The 15,584-nt window shown below is 58.4% G+C and carries 16 protein-coding genes; 11 read left to right on the forward strand and 5 right to left on the reverse strand.

Annotated features, from left to right (window positions below; genetic code table 11):
• The first annotated feature begins 119 nt into the window (after positions 1 to 119).
• From aroE to B9Z48_RS12710, 4 genes are all read left to right on the forward strand, one after another.
• Positions 120 to 953 carry a shikimate dehydrogenase gene (gene aroE / locus B9Z48_RS12700; protein WP_108378843.1) on the forward strand — a complete coding sequence of 278 codons (834 nt, stop codon included), beginning with the start codon at positions 120 to 122 and terminating at the stop codon, positions 951 to 953.
• A gap of 54 nt (positions 954 to 1,007) precedes the next feature.
• Positions 1,008 to 1,370 carry a KilA-N domain-containing protein gene (locus B9Z48_RS21840; protein ID WP_233261116.1) on the forward strand — a complete coding sequence of 121 codons (363 nt, stop codon included), beginning with the start codon at positions 1,008 to 1,010 and terminating at the stop codon, positions 1,368 to 1,370.
• Positions 1,268 to 1,855: a KilA-N domain-containing protein gene (locus B9Z48_RS22010; protein WP_255419487.1), complete on the forward strand. Its 588-nt coding sequence runs from the start codon at positions 1,268 to 1,270 to the stop codon at positions 1,853 to 1,855. Before B9Z48_RS21840 ends, B9Z48_RS22010 begins: the two co-directional genes overlap by 103 nt.
• Before the next feature lie 136 nt (positions 1,856 to 1,991).
• Complete coding sequence (locus tag B9Z48_RS12710; protein WP_089956868.1) at positions 1,992 to 2,213, forward strand: ATP-binding protein; 222 nt, start codon at positions 1,992 to 1,994, stop codon at positions 2,211 to 2,213.
• 4 nt (positions 2,214 to 2,217) lie between these two features.
• Here the strand turns inward: B9Z48_RS12710 and B9Z48_RS12715 are convergent, their stop codons facing one another.
• Positions 2,218 to 3,246 carry an NAD(P)-dependent oxidoreductase gene (locus tag B9Z48_RS12715; RefSeq protein WP_255419489.1) on the reverse strand — a complete coding sequence of 343 codons (1,029 nt, stop codon included), beginning with the start codon at positions 3,244 to 3,246 and terminating at the stop codon, positions 2,218 to 2,220.
• On the opposite strand from B9Z48_RS12715, the gene B9Z48_RS12720 reads away from it, so the two are divergent.
• The 7 genes from B9Z48_RS12720 to B9Z48_RS12750 all read left to right on the forward strand — a co-directional run bounded on the left by B9Z48_RS12720 (position 3,229) and on the right by B9Z48_RS12750 (position 9,812).
• On the forward strand, positions 3,229 to 3,912 hold the full coding sequence (locus tag B9Z48_RS12720) for a TetR/AcrR family transcriptional regulator (RefSeq protein WP_089956874.1): 684 nt from the start codon (positions 3,229 to 3,231) through the stop codon (positions 3,910 to 3,912). The genes B9Z48_RS12715 and B9Z48_RS12720 overlap by 18 nt on opposite strands.
• A 98-nt stretch (positions 3,913 to 4,010) precedes the next feature.
• Positions 4,011 to 4,544 carry a TRAP transporter small permease gene (locus tag B9Z48_RS12725; protein ID WP_089956877.1) on the forward strand — a complete coding sequence of 178 codons (534 nt, stop codon included), beginning with the start codon at positions 4,011 to 4,013 and terminating at the stop codon, positions 4,542 to 4,544.
• 19 nt (positions 4,545 to 4,563) lie between these two features.
• Positions 4,564 to 5,841, forward strand: coding sequence for a TRAP transporter large permease subunit (locus B9Z48_RS12730; protein WP_089956880.1), 1,278 nt, complete (start codon positions 4,564 to 4,566; stop codon positions 5,839 to 5,841).
• An 88-nt stretch (positions 5,842 to 5,929) separates the two neighbouring features.
• Entirely contained in the window at positions 5,930 to 6,925 is a 996-nt protein-coding gene (locus tag B9Z48_RS12735) for a TRAP transporter substrate-binding protein (RefSeq protein ID WP_089956884.1), read from the forward strand.
• Positions 6,926 to 7,077: 152 nt separating this feature from the next.
• Entirely contained in the window at positions 7,078 to 7,911 is an 834-nt protein-coding gene (locus B9Z48_RS12740; protein ID WP_089956886.1) for a shikimate dehydrogenase, read from the forward strand.
• 141 nt (positions 7,912 to 8,052) lie between these two features.
• Entirely contained in the window at positions 8,053 to 8,928 is an 876-nt protein-coding gene (locus B9Z48_RS12745) for a 4-hydroxyphenylpyruvate dioxygenase (RefSeq protein ID WP_108378847.1), read from the forward strand.
• A gap of 8 nt (positions 8,929 to 8,936) precedes the next feature.
• Positions 8,937 to 9,812, forward strand: coding sequence for a sugar phosphate isomerase/epimerase (locus tag B9Z48_RS12750; RefSeq protein ID WP_108378849.1), 876 nt, complete (start codon positions 8,937 to 8,939; stop codon positions 9,810 to 9,812).
• 7 nt (positions 9,813 to 9,819) lie between these two features.
• Here B9Z48_RS12750 and B9Z48_RS12755 read toward each other — a convergent pair whose 3' ends face one another.
• The 4 genes from B9Z48_RS12755 to B9Z48_RS12770 all read right to left on the reverse strand — a co-directional run bounded on the left by B9Z48_RS12755 (position 9,820) and on the right by B9Z48_RS12770 (position 15,583).
• Positions 9,820 to 12,354, reverse strand: coding sequence for an ATP-binding protein (locus B9Z48_RS12755; protein WP_108378851.1), 2,535 nt, complete (start codon positions 12,352 to 12,354; stop codon positions 9,820 to 9,822).
• Positions 12,351 to 13,145, reverse strand: coding sequence for an ABC transporter substrate-binding protein (locus B9Z48_RS12760; RefSeq protein ID WP_199233514.1), 795 nt, complete (start codon positions 13,143 to 13,145; stop codon positions 12,351 to 12,353). The genes B9Z48_RS12755 and B9Z48_RS12760 overlap by 4 nt, the downstream gene beginning before the upstream one ends.
• A gap of 481 nt (positions 13,146 to 13,626) precedes the next feature.
• Positions 13,627 to 14,586: a type II secretion system F family protein gene (locus B9Z48_RS12765; RefSeq protein ID WP_089956904.1), complete on the reverse strand. Its 960-nt coding sequence runs from the start codon at positions 14,584 to 14,586 to the stop codon at positions 13,627 to 13,629.
• A gap of 22 nt (positions 14,587 to 14,608) precedes the next feature.
• Positions 14,609 to 15,583: a type II secretion system F family protein gene (locus B9Z48_RS12770; protein ID WP_089956907.1), complete on the reverse strand. Its 975-nt coding sequence runs from the start codon at positions 15,581 to 15,583 to the stop codon at positions 14,609 to 14,611.
• Position 15,584 lies beyond the last annotated feature (1 nt).

The raw sequence follows: 15,584 nt of genomic DNA on the forward strand, positions 1-15,584 counted from the left end.
TTGAGTCCATTTGAGCGGGTGACATGATAGAGCGGATTGAACTCAGCTTCAGAACCGACGGGTCAGAGGGATGGGGCCTTCAGCGATAAGATCAAAGGATTGTTGTTCGAGATGACCCCATGACAGACCGTTACGCCGTGATCGGCAACCCCATTGCACAAAGCAAATCGCCCTTGATCCACAGCGCTTTTGCGCAGGTGACTGGGCAAGACATCGACTACGGCAAGTTGCTCGGCCCCTTGGGCGAGTTTGCGGCCACGGTGGACGCATTTCGGGCCAGTGGCGGGCGCGGCATGAACGTGACCGCGCCCTTCAAGCTCGACGCTTTTGCCTATGCCACCGACCTGGCCCCCAGTGCGCAGATGGCGGGGGCGGTGAATGCGATGAAGTTCGAGGGCGACAAGGTCTATGCCGAAAACTTTGACGGCGTGGGCCTGGTGCGCGACGTGGTGCACAACCTGGGCTGCCCGCTGCAAGGGCGGCGCGTGTTGATTTTGGGTGCGGGCGGTGCCACGCGCGGCGCATTGCTGCCCTTGCTGGCCGAGCTGCCTGCCGAGCTGGTGATCGTCAACCGCACCGTGGCCAAGGCACACGAGTTGGCGGCGCTTGCGCAGCAGCACCAGACCGGCCAAGTGCCCGTGCAGGGGCTGGGCTATGCCGACTTGCAGGGACAGGCGTTTGATGTGGTGCTCAACGCCAGCTCGTCCAGCCTGAGCGCCGAGCTGCCGCCATTGCCCGCCAGTGTATTTGCGCCCGGGTGCCTGGCCTATGACCTGACCTACGGCAAAGGCCTCACGCCGTTTTTGCAGCTGGCCCAACAAGCGGGCGTCACGCAACTGGCCGATGGCGTGGGCATGCTGGCCGAGCAAGCGGCCGAGGCCTTTGCCTGGTGGCGCGGGGTCAGGCCGGATACGGCGGCGGTGATTGCGCAGTTGACGGTGCCGCTGGTTTAAGGGCTTGGCTCGCAAAATCATAGACACGATGCCTAATACCACCACGGAGGCGACATGAAAAACCGAACCATCACTGTCAAGACCTCATCCATCACTGTCGTCTCACGCCACGAACAAGACTACATATCGCTCACGGACATGGTCAGAAGCTTTGAAGGTGGAAGCGCACTCATTGAGCAATGGCTTAAAAACAAGGACACCGTGTTGTTCTTAGGCGTTTGGGAGCAATTGAACAACGCCAGTTTTAATTCCCCCGAATTAGATGGAATTAAAAACGAGGCCGGCCGTAACAGCTTTTATCTGTCGACCAAAAAGTGGATCGAGGCGACAGGCGCTATTGGCTTGCTGGCCAAAGCGGGACGATACGGGGCACCTTTGCTCACAAAGACATTGCGTTTGAGTTCGGCTCTTGGCTGAGTCCGGAGTTCAAGCTTTATCTGATCAAAGAATTCCAGCGCCTGAAAGAGGAAGAGGCTAAGAGCACTTCTCTGGCTTGGAGTTTTCAGCGCACTTTGACCAAGGTGAACTACAAAATTCACACAGATGCGATCAAGGCTCACCTCATTCCTGCCCGGTTGACCAGGGCGCAGACTGCAACCGTTTACGCCAATGAGGCCGATCTTCTGAACGTAGCTCTGTTTGGTCAGACTGCAGGGCAGTGGAGGCTAAGCAATCCAACTATTAAAGGCAATATGCGTGATGCGGCCACGTTGGAGCAACTGGTGGTGTTGTCCAACTTGGAAAGCATCAACTCGGTGTTGATTCATCAAGGGCTGGATGCTTCGATGCGTTTGTTGCAGCTCAATGGGATTGCCATCACGCAGATGCGTTCTTTGGTAGGTATGGTTGGGCTCCACAAAATGAGGGGCATTTCAAGGGCGTCTATCGAAGAACAAAAATAATGATGGAGACCGTTATTCAGCTTGGAAGTATTGGCAGGTGCCGCATGACTGAGTTCGTGAAGACAATCGATCGATGGATTATTTTCCGTCCCAGTAAGCTTGATACGGGCAGTCCTTATTTTGTCGTTTGAATCACATGAAGCTTCCCCACATCCACACCCCCCGTTGCACCGGTTGCGGCTGGTGTGTGGCGGCTTGTCCGCCGGGGGTGCTGAGTTTGCAGGTGGTGGCCTGGCGCAAGCATGCGGTGTTGCACGATCAACAGGGTTGCACCGGGTGCAGCCTGTGCGAGCGGCGCTGCCCGTTTGGGGTGATCACGATGGTGAAAACACCCCAGCCCGTCAAACCACAGGCTTGAGCATTCAGGTCGTTTGGCGTTTGGCCAGCAGCGCCACCAACTCGGGCACCAGCGCGTTCGGGTCGCCTTCTTGGCAGGCGGCTTCCAGCGTGTTTTTGACGGCTTCTGCCACCGTGTGGTCGGCATGCGTGTCGATCGCCATCTGGTTGTAGTAGCTCAGGTCCTTGAGTGCGTTGCTCATGGAAAAGCGCAGGCCCGAGGTGTCGCCCGAGAGGAGTGTGGGCTTGAGGCGGTCGAGCGCCGCGCCCCAGCCGCCGCCTTTGGACAGCACTTCCACAAAGGTGCTCGCGTCCACACCCGCACGTTGGGCGCATGCGGCTGCTTCGGCCAGCAAGGTCACGGTGCCCAGCGACACGTAGTTGTGCAAGAGCTTCATGCGGTGGCCGGAGCCAATCGGTCCGGTGTGCACGATGTTTTCGGCAAAGCAGGCCAGGATCGGTTTGCAGGTTTCAAACAAGTCCGCATCGCCACCGACCAACAAGTTCAGTCGACCTTCGGCGGCTTCTTTGGGGGTGCGTGTCATGGGCGAATCGAGAAACTGCCCGCCCTTGGCGATCACCATGGCCGCGACTTTTTCAGTCGAGGCGGGAACGGCAGTCGAGCAGTCGATGACGATGGTGCCGGGGCGCATGCCCTTGAGCACACCGTCTTCGCCCAGCAGCACCGCTTCGACCTGTGGCGTGCCCGTCACGCACAAAATGATCACATCCGACTGCGAGGCCAGGGCCTGTGGCGTGGTGCAGGTGCGTGCGCCTGCGGCCAGCAGGGTGTCCAGCGGCTGGTTGCCGGGGTGCTCCAGAACCGTCAGGCTTTGCCCGTGCTTGAGCAGGTTGCTCGCGATGCCGTGGCCCATCATGCCGATGCCGATCATGCCGATTGTTGTCATGTTTGTACCTTTGAGTGAACAGTTTGGCGGCAACTGTAGCCGGGACTTGTGCAGCAGGGCGTCACTTGTTTGCCAATCTGGCGAGCACGGCGGCTTTGAAGCCAGTGCAGGCCCCTCTATACTGCCCGCATGAACCAACCGGTACATTCCTCAGAGACACCAGCTCCCACGACCACGGGCACCAGCCGCACCAACGACCCGGCCCGCACCATGGCCGAGATCCTTCAGGTGGCCACGCACGAATTTGCTGACAAAGGCCTCACCGGCGCCCGCATCGACGCCATTGCAGCGGCCACGCGCACCAGCAAGCGCATGATCTATTACTACTTCGGCAGCAAGGATGGGCTGTATTTGGCGGTGCTGGAAGAAGCTTACCGGCGCATGCGGGCCATTGAATCTGATCTGCACCTGGACGATTTGCCACCTGTGCAGGCCTTGCAGCGGCTGGTGGAATTCACTTATGACCACCACCGTAACAACGAGGACTTCATCCGCTTGGTGATGAACGAGAACATTCAGCGCGGCGACTATTTGCGCCAGAGCCAGAGCATCCAGCAGCTCAACACCAAGGCCATTGAGTCGGTGCGCGAGGTGTATGACCGGGGCGTGGCCGAGGGCCTGTTCAGGTCAGGACTGGACCCGGTGGACATCCACTCGGCGATTTCAGCCTTCACGTTTTTCAATGTGTCCAACCGTCACACCTTTGGCTTGATTTTTCAGGACCGCGCCAGCCAGGACAAGGCCAACACCCTCAAGCGGGTGCATGTGGTCGAGTTGATCCTGCGCTTTGTCAGTCATTCCATTTCGGCATAACTGCTAGGGTACTTTCACAATGCACGTCAGGGTTATCCCTGTTTTTAAAAAACTAACCAGTTCGTACATTAGTGCTTGTCCTTGTCAGGAGACTTGTTTTGCTTGAAAAATTCATGGATGGCTTTTGCAAGGCCTTGAGCATGGTCATGGCCGCTTGTCTGGCCGTGATGGTGGTGCTGGTGTTTGGCAATGTGGTCATGCGTTATGCCTTCAACTCGGGCATCACCTTGTCCGAGGAATTGTCACGGTGGTTGTTTGTGTGGATGACCTTCATGGGCGCGATCGTGGCCTTGAAGGAGCGTGGCCACTTGGGCACGGACATGCTGGTGGGCAAATTGGGGCCTGGCGGGAAAAAGTTTTGCTTGGCGCTGTCTTATGGCTTGATGCTGTACATCTGCTGGTTGTTGTTCCGCGGCGCTTACCAGCAGACCGTGATCAACCTGGGCAGCACCAGCGCGGTGATGGAAGTGTCCATGGCCTGGATCTATGCACCTGGTGTGGTGTTTGCGGTGCTGGGTGGCTTGATATTGATCACCGAGTTGTGGCGTTTGCTCACGGGACAAACGCGTGATGAAGACTTGGTCATGGTCCAAGAATCCGAAGAGTCGCCGCACGGCGCGGACAAAAACTGAGCGCACAAGAGACACCGACATGACGATCGCTATTTTTGTTTTTTCTCTGCTGGGCGCGATGGCCATTGGCATCCCGATCGCGTTTTCATTGCTGCTTTGTGGTGTCGCCTTGATGTGGCACCTGGACATGTTCGATGCCCAGATCCTCGCGCAAAACCTGCTCGAAGGCTCCAACAGTTTTCCTTTGTTGGCGGTGCCGTTTTTCATGTTGGCCGGTGAGGTCATGAACGCGGGGGGCTTGTCGCGCCGCATCGTGAACTTTGCCATGGCTTGTGTGGGCCACATCAAAGGCGGCCTGGGTTACGTGACCATCATGGCCGCCGTGATCATGGCGGCGCTGTCGGGCTCTGCGGTGGCCGATGCGGCGGCCTTGTCGGCTTTGCTCTTGCCCATGATGGTGGCGGCAGGCCACGATCGGGCCCGCTCGGCGGGCTTGATCGCCTCGGCCGGCATCATCGCCCCGGTCATTCCACCCAGCATTGGCTTTGTGATCTTTGGTGTGGCGGGCAACGTGTCCATTTCCAAACTCTTCATGGCCGGCATCGTGCCGGGCATCATGCTGGGCGCTTCGCTCTGGGTCACCTGGTGGTGGCTGGCGCGGCGTGAGGTGGTGCAGGTGCCGCCACGCAAAACCCTGCGAGAAATTGGCGTGGCCATGCGTGAAGCCACCTGGGCTTTGGTGATGCCGCTCATTGTGGTGTTTGGTCTGAAGTTTGGGGTCTTCACTCCGACCGAAGCGGCTGTGGTGGCGGCGGTTTACGCCTTGCTCATCTCCACCTTGGTGTACCGCGAGCTGGGTCTGAAAGACCTGTACCCCTTGTTTGTGAGCTCCGCCAAAACCAGTGCGGTCGTGATGTTTTTGGTGGCCGCCGCCATGGTCTCGGCTTGGCTCATCACGGTGGCCAATCTGCCTGCCCAGCTGATCGAGATTTTGCAGCCCATGCTCGACAGCCCCCGTTTGCTCATGTTCACCATCATGGTGATCATCATTGTGATTGGCACAGCGCTCGACATGACGCCCACCATTTTGCTGTTGACCCCGGTGCTCATGCCCGTGGTGAAGGCGGCAGGCATCGACCCAATTTACTTCGGTGTGTTGTTCATCATCAATTGCGCCATTGGCTTGATCACACCGCCTGTGGGCACGGTGCTCAACGCGGTGGCAGGTGTCGGAAAAATCAGCATGGACGAGGTGACCCGGGGCGTGATGCCTTTCATGATCGCCCAGTTCACCATCATGTTTGCCATGGTGGCTTTCCCGGCTTTGGTGATGGTGCCCGCGCGTTGGTTTTATTGATTCCCGGGTGTGGATGTCTGATCGGGTACGCCTGACAACCCGCCCTTTGATGCACAGCGTACGTCCTTCTTTTTTCTGGAGACCCTTCATGAAACGTGTATTCATCAAGTCCTTGATCGCCACCGTGGCGCTGGCCGCCATGGGCGTGGCTTCGGCGCAAGACAGGACCATCAAGTTCGCCAACCAGAACGCGGCGGGCCACCCCATCGTCCAGGGCATGGAGAAGTTCAAAGAGATCGTCGAGAAGCAGTCCGGCGGCAAACTCAAGGTCAACCTGTTCCCCGGTGGCGCATTGGGCAGCGACCAGGCCAACGTTTCGGCCATTCAGGGCGGCACCTTGGAGATGGCCTCGATGAACTCGGGCATCTTTGCATCGCAGGTCAAAGACTTTGCTGTGTTTGACTTCCCCTTCTTGTTCGCCAGCGGCCAGGAAGCCGATGTGGTGGTCGACGGTGCCTTTGGCAAAAAGATGCACGCCAAGCTGGAAGAAAAAGGCATGGTCGGTCTGGGCTACTACGAGCTGGGCTTTCGCAACCTGACCAATGGCCGCCGCGCCATCAACAAGGTCTCGGACATCGAAGGCCTGAAACTGCGCGTGATTCCCAACCCGATCAACGTGGACTGGGTCAAGGCGCTGGGTGCCAACCCCACACCTCTGCCATTCCCTGAGTTGTACGCAGCCCTGGAGCAAAAGGCGGTGGACGGCCAGGAAAACCCAGTGGCCACCATCAACGGCGCCAAGTTGTACGAAGTGCAAAAGCACCTGACCTTGACCGGTCACCAGTACAACCCCCAGTCGATCGTGATCAGCAAAAAGTTCTGGGACACCCTCTCGGCCGCTGACAAGAAAATCCTGAGCGATGCCGCTGCCGAGTCGTCCAAGTTCCAGCGTGCCCAGGCCCGTGCCCAGGAAGCGAGCTTGCTCGAGAACCTGAAAAAAGGCGGCATGCAAGTGACCACCTTGCCCGCAGCCGAAGTGGCCATCTTGCGCGAGAAGATGAAGCCCGTGATTGCCAAGCACGGCGAGCCGATTGCGGCCACCGTGGCCGAGCTGCAAGCCGAGCTGGCCAAGCTGCGCAAGTAAGCCCCAAGGCCACGGCACGCGCCTTGGCCTGGCTTTTGATATGACCGCTGCAGCCTTGCGCTGCAGCGGCACCAGCCCCTGCATTGAAGGGGGCATTTCCTGATTTCTTCAGTTCGCATGCCACCGCGCTGCGGACTTCTTTCCCACAGTCCATGATCAACGGCCACACCGAACTCATCGCGCACATCGGCTACCCCACACACACCTTCAAGTCACCGATGATCTACAACCCGTACTTCAATGAGGCGGGCATCAACGCGGTGGTGGTGCCCATGGGTTGCAAAGCCGAGAACTACCCGGCCTTCCTCCAGTCGGTGTTCACGCTGGAAAACATCCGGGGCGCACTGATCACCATGCCGCACAAGGTCAGCACTGTGGGCCTGCTTGATGACGTCACCGCCACCGTGCGTGTGGCCGGGGCTTGCAACGCGGTCAAGCGCCTGGCCGATGGCCGTTTGGTGGGCGACATGTTTGACGGTGCCGGTTTTGTGCGCGGCGTGCAGCGCAAGGGTCTGGACCTGACAGGCCTGCGTGTGCTGGTGGTGGGCACAGGCGGCGTGGGCAGCGCCATTGCCGCTTCGCTGGCGGGCGCGGGCATCGCCGCCATCAGCCTGTTTGATGTCCATGCCGACTGCTGCGAGGCGCTGGCCCAGCGGCTCCAAGCCCATTACCCGCACATCGAGGTGCACACCGGGTCGAATGACCCGGTGGGTCATGACCTGGTCGTCAACGCCACGCCCTTGGGCATGAACGAGGGCGACCCGTTGCCCCTCGATGTATCGCGCCTGTCGCCCAACACATTTGTGGGCGAGGTCGTGATGCGTGCCGAGACCACCGCATTTTTGGCCGCAGCCCAGGCACGCGGCTGCCGCACGCAGGTGGGCACCGACATGCTGTACGAACAGATTCCGGCCTACCTGGAATTTTTTGGCCTCCCCACCACCACGGCCGATGTGCTGCGCCGTGTGGCGCGGCTGAGTTATTGAAGCTGTTTGACCCATCACCACGGCCAATGAACTGAACCTCTTTTTGTTGGAGCCCACCCCGTGGGTGGCGGGTGTGCGACACACCCAAAACACCATCGCCCACGGGGGTGGGCACCTGCAAATTGCAACTGGAGCGAAGAGATGACCTTGAACAAAGTTGACCGCGAAGCCGTGCCCGACATGCCCAACCGTTTGGGCATTGCGGGCATTGAATTCATCGAATACGCCACCAGCCGACCACAGGCACTGGGTCAGGTGCTCGAAAACATGGGCTTTCGCCCAGTGGCCAGGCACCGCTCGCGTGAGGTGACGCTCTACCGCCAAGGCACGATGAACCTGGTGGTGAATGCCAGCCTCGACGATGCCCGTGTGAGCAGCACGGTGGACGGTCAGCCCGTGATCTCGGCCATTGCCTTTCGGGTCCAGGACGCCTTGAAGGCGCACACCCGGTGTCTGGATTTGGGGGCTTGGAGCGTGGGCAGCCATGCGCAGGCCATGGAGTTGCACATTCCGGCCATCCATGGCCCGGGTGGCAGCCGCTTTTACTTTGTGGACCGTTGGCAAGAGTTCTCGATTTACGACATCGACTTCAAGCCCATTCCCACAGTGGACCCGAACCCGCCCGCATTGGCAGGCATGAGCTATTTCGGGGTGGTGCAGTACATCGGTGCAGCTCGCAGCGCCGACTGGCAGACTTATTACGAACACATGTTTGACTTCAGCGGCATTCCCGATGAAGAGCGCTTTGGCATCCTGCCCAAGGGCAAGCTCATGAAAAGCCCCTGCGGCACTTTCTTGTGGCAACTCATTGAGCCTGAGCCCTGGATGGATGCCGACGACAGCCCTGAGCGTTTGCAGCGCATTGGTTTGGGTGTCCCCGATGTGGGTCAAGCCGTGGCCGCGCTCAAGGCCCGTGGTGTGGAATTTGTCGAGTCCACCCGATTGCACCCGGAAGACCGTGGTGCGCTCACCCGTGCCACTTTGGGCTCGGTGGCTTTTGAACTTGTTGGCCAGTGAGGCAGCGCATGAACTTGCTCGACGGCTACGGCATGGACACCATCACCATGGCAGGCACGCTGGAGGCCAAGCTGGCGGCCATGAAAGGTGCAGGCTTTTCTCAGGTGATGCTCATGGCCCGCGATCTGGTCACGCATCCGGGGGGTGTGCAGGCTGCCGTGGCTGCCGTGCGCCAAAGCGGCATGCGGCCCACGGGTTTTCAGGTGCTGCGCGACTTTGAAGGGTTGTCTGGCCACCTGCACAGCTACAAACTCGACATTGCCAAAGCCATGCTCGAGATGTGCGCCGCCACCGGCAGCAAGGTTTTGCTGGCCTGCTCATCGACCTCGCGCCACGCCACGCAAGACCTGGACCAGATTGCCGCCGACCTGAAAAAGCTGGCCATGCTGGCTGTGCCTTTGGGCATCAAGATCGCTTACGAAGCGCTGTCGTGGGGCCGCACTGTCAACGAATTTTCGACCAGCTGGGACGTGGTCTGCCGCGCCGATTGTCCCAACCTCGGTATTGGCCTGGACTCCTTCCACATCTTTGCAGCCAAAACATCGCTCGACGCGATTGAAGAGCTGGACCCGTCCAAAATCTTTTTGGTGCAATTGTCAGACTTCATGTGGCAAGAAACCCCCACCTTTGAAGAGCGCATGACCACAGCCCGCACATTCCGTGTGTTCCCGGGCGAGGGCGTGCACAGTGAACAATTGGCCGATTTGGTGCTGCGGCTGGACCGCATTGCTTACCGGGGCGACTACAGCTTTGAAGTGTTCAACGACGATTACCAGCAACTGCCGCTGCAAATGGTGGCCGAACGCGCACGCAGGAGTGCACTCTGGCTGCACCAAGACGTTTTGCACAAGTCTGCACCGTTGCCGACATGGGTTCGCAGCTGACTCCGAATCAATCGTTGACAGGCGCTGCGTTGGCCTGAGCCTTGTTTTCGGTGTGCCGATGTAAAAGTGCCACCAATTGGTCGAGCATGAAGGGCTTGCCAATGTGGTCTTTCATGCCCGCATCCAAACAGGCTTGGCGGTCAGAAGCCATGGCATTGGCGGTCATGGCGATGATGGGCGGCTGCTTGTGGCCCATGTGCAGGCCGATGGCTTTGGCCGCTTCGTAGCCGTCCATCACCGGCATTTGCACATCCATCAGCACCGCGTCAAAGCCAGGCTCGGCGGTGATGGCGGCCCGCATGCCCAGCTCGCCGTTGTCGGCCAAAGTGACCTCCGCGCCCTCTTGCGAGAGCAGTTTTTGAGCCACCATCTGGTTGATCAAATTGTCTTCGACCACCAACAAGCGCATGCCCTGAAGTCGTTGGGTTTTGACGGCCCCGGTGGGCGGCGCCTTGGTGTTGACCGGGGCGCTTGGCACAGCCGTCAGTGGGATGGTGAAGGAAAACTCGCTGCCTTGCCCCAATGTGCTGTTCACGCACAATTCACCGCCCATCATCTTCACCAATTGCTTGCAGATGGACAGCCCCAGTCCTGTGCCACCAAAACGCCGTGTGGTGCTGGCCTCGGCTTGCGAAAAACCTTCAAAAATGCGCGACAGGTGCTCTGGCGCAATGCCAATGCCGGTGTCCGTCACAGAAAACCTGAGGGTCACATCGTTTTGCTGGCGCTGGATCTGGGCCACACGAATGATCACCTGGCCTTGCGCGGTGAATTTGATCGCGTTACTGCCCAAGTTGATCAAAATTTGCCTGAGTCGCATGTCATCACCCAGCAGGGTGTCTGGCAAATTCGGGTCCACTTCGACTTTGAGTTGAACTGGCTTTGGACCCAGGTTGTGCGTCAGGATCACGCTCAATTCACGCACCCAATCTTGCAGGCCAAAGGCTTGCAGATCCAGTTGCATTTGACCGGCTTCTACTTTTGAAAAATCCAGAATGTCATTGAGCAGGCCCAGCAGTGCGCGTGCCGAGTTTTCTGTTTGTGTCACGTAGGCTTTTTGCACCCCATCCATCTCGGTGCGCTGCAGCAGTTGCAGCAGACCCAAGATCGCATTCATGGGTGTGCGAATCTCGTGGCTCATGTTTGCCAAAAACTGGCTTTTGGCTCCAGTAGCCTGTTCGGCCGTTTCTTTGGCGATTTGCAACGATCTTTCGGCCTGCTTTCGATCGGTGATGTCGGTGCTGATGGAGATGTATTGCTGCACCCGTCCATCCACATCCAGAAAGGGCACGATCGTGGCATTGACCCAAAACACCTCGCCATTTTTCTTGCGGCAGCACATCTCGTTGTGCCAGACCCTGCTTTGTGCAATCGTGCTCCACAGGGTCTCGAAAAACTCTTCCGGGTGCACGCCCGCATTGATGAGGCGATGCGACTGCCCCAGCAACTCTTGCTGCGTGTAGCCGCTGATGTGGCAAAAGCGGTCGTTGGCATAAGTGATGTGCCCCTGCAGGTCGGACACGCTGACGATGGCATGCTGGTCGAGTGCGTATTTTTGGTTGTTCAGGTCTTTGATCCAGTTCTCGCGCTCAGAGGCCCATTGCCTTGATCGGGCCACATACACCCCGCTGCCGATCAAGGCAATGGCCATCAGCGTGCCCACCAAGATCAAACTCATCCAGGCTTCGCTGCGCCACACGCTGAGCAGTTTGTCCCGGTCCAGGTGAACCACCACCGTGGCGGGAAAACTGCGAGAAGCCCGGTAAGCGGTCAACCAAGGCGTGCCCGCGTAGCTGTCATCGGGCAGTTGGCCCGATTCAGACACTTGCAGCTGCTGTGTCACGCGCAGGTTGTGTTGGCTGTTGGGCTCAAACGATGGGGCCGTGCTCAGCAACAAACCGCCATCGGGACGCAGCAACTCGATGGTGCTGTCATCCGGTCCCATTTGTCGGTCGTAATAATTGAGAAAGTAGTCGGGGTTGATGACCGCCAGCACTTTTTTCATGTGCCCATCGGCCCCTGGCAATTGCCTTTGAACCAAGATGAACGTTTGGGCAGGCGCGGCTTGTCCCGCCTTGATGGCTTGGGCGTTAAAAAGGTCCCGCCCGCCCGTGAGTGGGCCGATGCGCAAAATGGACAAAGGCTCAGGGCCCTGTGGCAACAATGCCGAATCCTCGACCCTGAGCCCGAGGTTACGGGCTTCCGAGCTGTGCACAACCACGCCTTGTGCGTCGGTGAAAGAAATCGACCGAATGTAGCGTGCATGCCGCATCAAAGCCGCCATGGCGCTGTCGGGCTTGTCGAGTTCGGCCAGATTCACCAAATTGACATCCACCAGACTGAGTGTCTGGCTCAGATGCTCTTCGAAGGCGTTGGCAAATTGGGCCGCAGTGACCAAGCCGTTGTCCAGCGCCACCGTGCGCAAACGCCACAGGTTGAACGCCGTCAAACCCAACACCAAGGTCAGCAACAAAGCTGCCGCCGCCCAAAACGAGGCGGCCCCCCATTTGAGCCCCCAAGGGTTTCGTGGTTGAGGCGTCATCGCTCGCTGGACACAATCGATTCAAGGCGATGCCGCTTGGCCGCCGCCATCAAGCGACCATCTTGTTGGGTGTCCCGCACAAACTGGTTCATCCGCGCCAACCAGCGCTCGTCACCGGGGGCCACTGCATAGGCATAAGGCGTCAGGTGGTAGGTGCTTGGCGGGCTGACGAGCCTGGCCCAATCGGTTTGCTCCAACATGCGGCGGCTGAACGGGTAATCGGTCATGAACACATCGGCCCGCCCGGACTCGACATCTTGCTCGCGCCCCTGCGCCGTGGGGTTGACCTTGAGGGTGGCGGCTTTGAGTTTGTCGCGCATCACGGCCTCGTGCACCGTGCCCTTGGCGACCGAGACCTCGACACCCGCTTGGTCAATGTCGGCCCACGATTTGATGCGGCGGTTGCTTTTGGTGGTGATGGCAAACATGTCGCTGACCAGGTGTGGCTGGGTAAAGCGGAGTTTTTCTGAACGCGCAGGCGTGATGCCAATGGCGAACATGGCCACATCGCAACGGTCTTGGGTCAGGTCATCGATCAGGGTGGCGAATGAGCTGTTGACAAATTTCAGGGCCACCTTCAAGTCTTTGGCCAAGTGCTGCGCCATGTCCACATCAATGCCCTGCAGCTGCTGGGTTCGGGGGTCGCGGTAAGAAATGCCGTAGTAGTCGGGCCAAATGCACACCCGCAGGCTTTGGCTGGCTGAGATGCGCTCAAGGTGCCCTGCTTGGGCCTGCGCCAGGGCACAGCCCAGACTCATCACGACCACGCCAATGGCTTTGCAGGTGTTCATCATCGGACTCTTTCTGAAGGAAGGGTGAAGTTGGGGGGCCAGCTTCATTGTATTTTTTGAAATTACAAAATACTGAAATTGACCTAACAAGTATTCATTTTAGGGTTTTGATGCGCTCAGATGTGAGGTGCCGCAGACTTTGAAGCGCGAGCTTGGACGGCAGATGGGGTGCTGGACTTGGGGGGGGCTGCCGATGGCGGTGTTTGTTCATCCGTGTCGAACGGCAAACACATGGATCAAGTGGGGGTTCTCAGTGAGCTCCAAAGCTCGGAGTTGGCTGGCTGAGGCAACAACAGCCCATACCTTCAAGGCCTGAGCCAAGGTGCGTGACTTTTGCCCATCAACGGTATTTTGGGCAGCCCTGCTGGCAATAGACTAAGCGATCCCAAAAAACGAATACTGATCAGGAAAAATCCACTTCACAGGACAGTACTTTTCGAATGCCGTGGAGTTGGCCCATAGGACCAGGGTAATTGGGGGATCAGGCACCAGCCGTTTTAGAAAACTGATGCGACAGCGTGACCACCACGGGTCCGAGCAAGACGGTCAATAAGGATGGGAAAACGCAGAAGATGAGTGGGATGAGCAATTTGACAGGCAGTTTGGCTGCGGCTTCTTCGGCCCGCAGTCGTCGCTGTGATCGCAAGGCATCTGAGTGGACCAGCAGGGCGTCTGAGACGCTGGAGCCAAAACGGTCTGCCTGAATCAAGACCGAGACCAAAGCGTCAATGTCTTTCAAGCCCACACGCAAAGACAGTCCGCGCAATGCCTCTGCCCGTGAGGAGCCTGCTCTCAGGGCCAGTCCTGTCAGTGCAAATTCTTCAGACAATTCGGGTCTGGCGTAACGCATTTCACGGCCTACGCGCTCCATGGCCGCATCCAGACCCAAACCGGCCTGAACACAAACGCGCAGCAAATCCAGGGCATCCGCAAAGGCGTGCAGCAAAGCCAATTGCCGACGCTGTACACACCATTTGACAAACATGTTGGGCAAGTAATAACCAGCCGTTGCACACACAATCAGCACACTGGTTTGAACCATGGGGTGCAAGGTCCATGAATTGCCCGTGATCACGAGCCAGGCCACTGCGGGCAGCAGCAAGGTCAGCATGGTTTTGCTGGTGAAATACATTTGCAGCGCTGCAAAAGAGCGCCAACCGGCATGTGCAAATTGCTGTTTTAAAGCCGAGGGGGCTTCGCCTGGTGCATCGGATGAGCCGCCAGAAAAACTCGCAGCCCAAGGGCTGAACCACAACAAGGCTGACTGCAATCGATTTTTGGATCGCCTCCAAGCATGAGGGGGGGTGGGCTGGTTGGCGCTCATCAGCCGCGTCAGCCGCTCGTGTCCGGGTTTGGGCATCCAAAGGCTCAACAGGACCAAACTCACACTCAGTGTCAGCGCAAAAACGAGGGCCACAAACACAAAGGAAAAAGAGCTCATTGCATGCCTTCCAAACCAGAAATCAGACGCGTATCTTGATCAGTCGCCACATCCACAAGATGCCCAAGAGCATCAGGCACAAGGAGGTGTAGACCATTTTCAGGCCGATGGGGTCGGTCCACAGTTTGGAGATGAATCCCGGGCTGAGCAGGCTCATCAATGCGGCCAAGGCAAAAGGCATGACCGACAAAATGACGGCAGAGATGCGACCTTCGGCGGACAAGACTCGAACAAGTCCCGCGATGTTTTGACGTTTGCGAATCAGCATGGCGGTGTTTTTGAGCACTTCGGCCAGATTGCCGCCCGTCTCGCTTTGGATGATGACAGCGACCACAAAATAACGAATGTCTTCACTGGCCACCCGGTTGGACAAAGACTGCAAGGCTTGCGAGCTGCTGACCCCAAAATTGATTTCATCAAACACGGCACGCAGCTCTGTGGACAGGGGGGCTGGACTGTCTTTGGCCGCGATTTGCAGGGCGCTGATGAAGGCATGTCCTGCTTGCATGGAGCGTGCAATCAAATCCAGGGCATTGGGCAAGGCGTTGCCGATGTGGTCCATGCGCTGTGTCCGGTGGTGGTTCAAAAAAGTCCACAGCAGCGCCACCCCGGCGGGCGAACAAAACCACACGAGCCAAGCAGGCCAGTTCAGCATCAGCCCCACCAACAGACTGCCCAACACCAGCGCCATGACCCCGGCCGTGATTTGACCCACACTCAGCTTCAGGCCCGTTTGGAGCAAAAAAATGTCCAGCTGCGATATGCCCGGCAGGGTTTGCAAGATGTTTTCTGCCCAAGCCCACTGACTGAGTTGTCGCCGGGGCCGCAAACTGAGTGAAAGTGATTGCAGCCTTGCCGGGTCAGAAGTGGCCAAGCGCCGTGCCAGGGCCTTGTAGCGGGGGTCAAACATTTGCTGCCAAATGCCTCGCAGGCCCCAGGCCAGCAAGGCCATGCTCATCGCGGTCAGCGATAAAAAAGTGAGGTAGGCGGTGCTCATG

The sequence above is a fragment of the Limnohabitans sp. WS1 genome (assembly GCF_003063265.1).
In the GTDB taxonomy this organism is placed as follows: Bacteria; Pseudomonadota; Gammaproteobacteria; order Burkholderiales; family Burkholderiaceae_C; genus Limnohabitans_A.

Coding starts and splice junctions, on each gene's coding strand:
- aroE (WP_108378843.1), top strand. CDS start 120: ATGACAGACCGTTACGCCGTGATCGGCAACCCCATTGCACAAAGCAAA.
- B9Z48_RS21840 (WP_233261116.1), top strand. CDS start 1,008: ATGAAAAACCGAACCATCACTGTCAAGACCTCATCCATCACTGTCGTC.
- B9Z48_RS12710 (WP_089956868.1), top strand. CDS start 1,992: ATGAAGCTTCCCCACATCCACACCCCCCGTTGCACCGGTTGCGGCTGG.
- B9Z48_RS12720 (WP_089956874.1), top strand. CDS start 3,229: ATGAACCAACCGGTACATTCCTCAGAGACACCAGCTCCCACGACCACG.
- B9Z48_RS12715 (WP_255419489.1), bottom strand. CDS start 3,246: ATGTACCGGTTGGTTCATGCGGGCAGTATAGAGGGGCCTGCACTGGCT.
- B9Z48_RS12730 (WP_089956880.1), top strand. CDS start 4,564: ATGACGATCGCTATTTTTGTTTTTTCTCTGCTGGGCGCGATGGCCATT.
- B9Z48_RS12735 (WP_089956884.1), top strand. CDS start 5,930: ATGAAACGTGTATTCATCAAGTCCTTGATCGCCACCGTGGCGCTGGCC.
- B9Z48_RS12740 (WP_089956886.1), top strand. CDS start 7,078: ATGATCAACGGCCACACCGAACTCATCGCGCACATCGGCTACCCCACA.
- B9Z48_RS12745 (WP_108378847.1), top strand. CDS start 8,053: ATGACCTTGAACAAAGTTGACCGCGAAGCCGTGCCCGACATGCCCAAC.
- B9Z48_RS12750 (WP_108378849.1), top strand. CDS start 8,937: ATGAACTTGCTCGACGGCTACGGCATGGACACCATCACCATGGCAGGC.
- B9Z48_RS12755 (WP_108378851.1), bottom strand. CDS start 12,354: ATGACGCCTCAACCACGAAACCCTTGGGGGCTCAAATGGGGGGCCGCC.
- B9Z48_RS12760 (WP_199233514.1), bottom strand. CDS start 13,145: ATGAACACCTGCAAAGCCATTGGCGTGGTCGTGATGAGTCTGGGCTGT.
- B9Z48_RS12765 (WP_089956904.1), bottom strand. CDS start 14,586: ATGAGCTCTTTTTCCTTTGTGTTTGTGGCCCTCGTTTTTGCGCTGACA.
- B9Z48_RS12770 (WP_089956907.1), bottom strand. CDS start 15,583: ATGAGCACCGCCTACCTCACTTTTTTATCGCTGACCGCGATGAGCATG.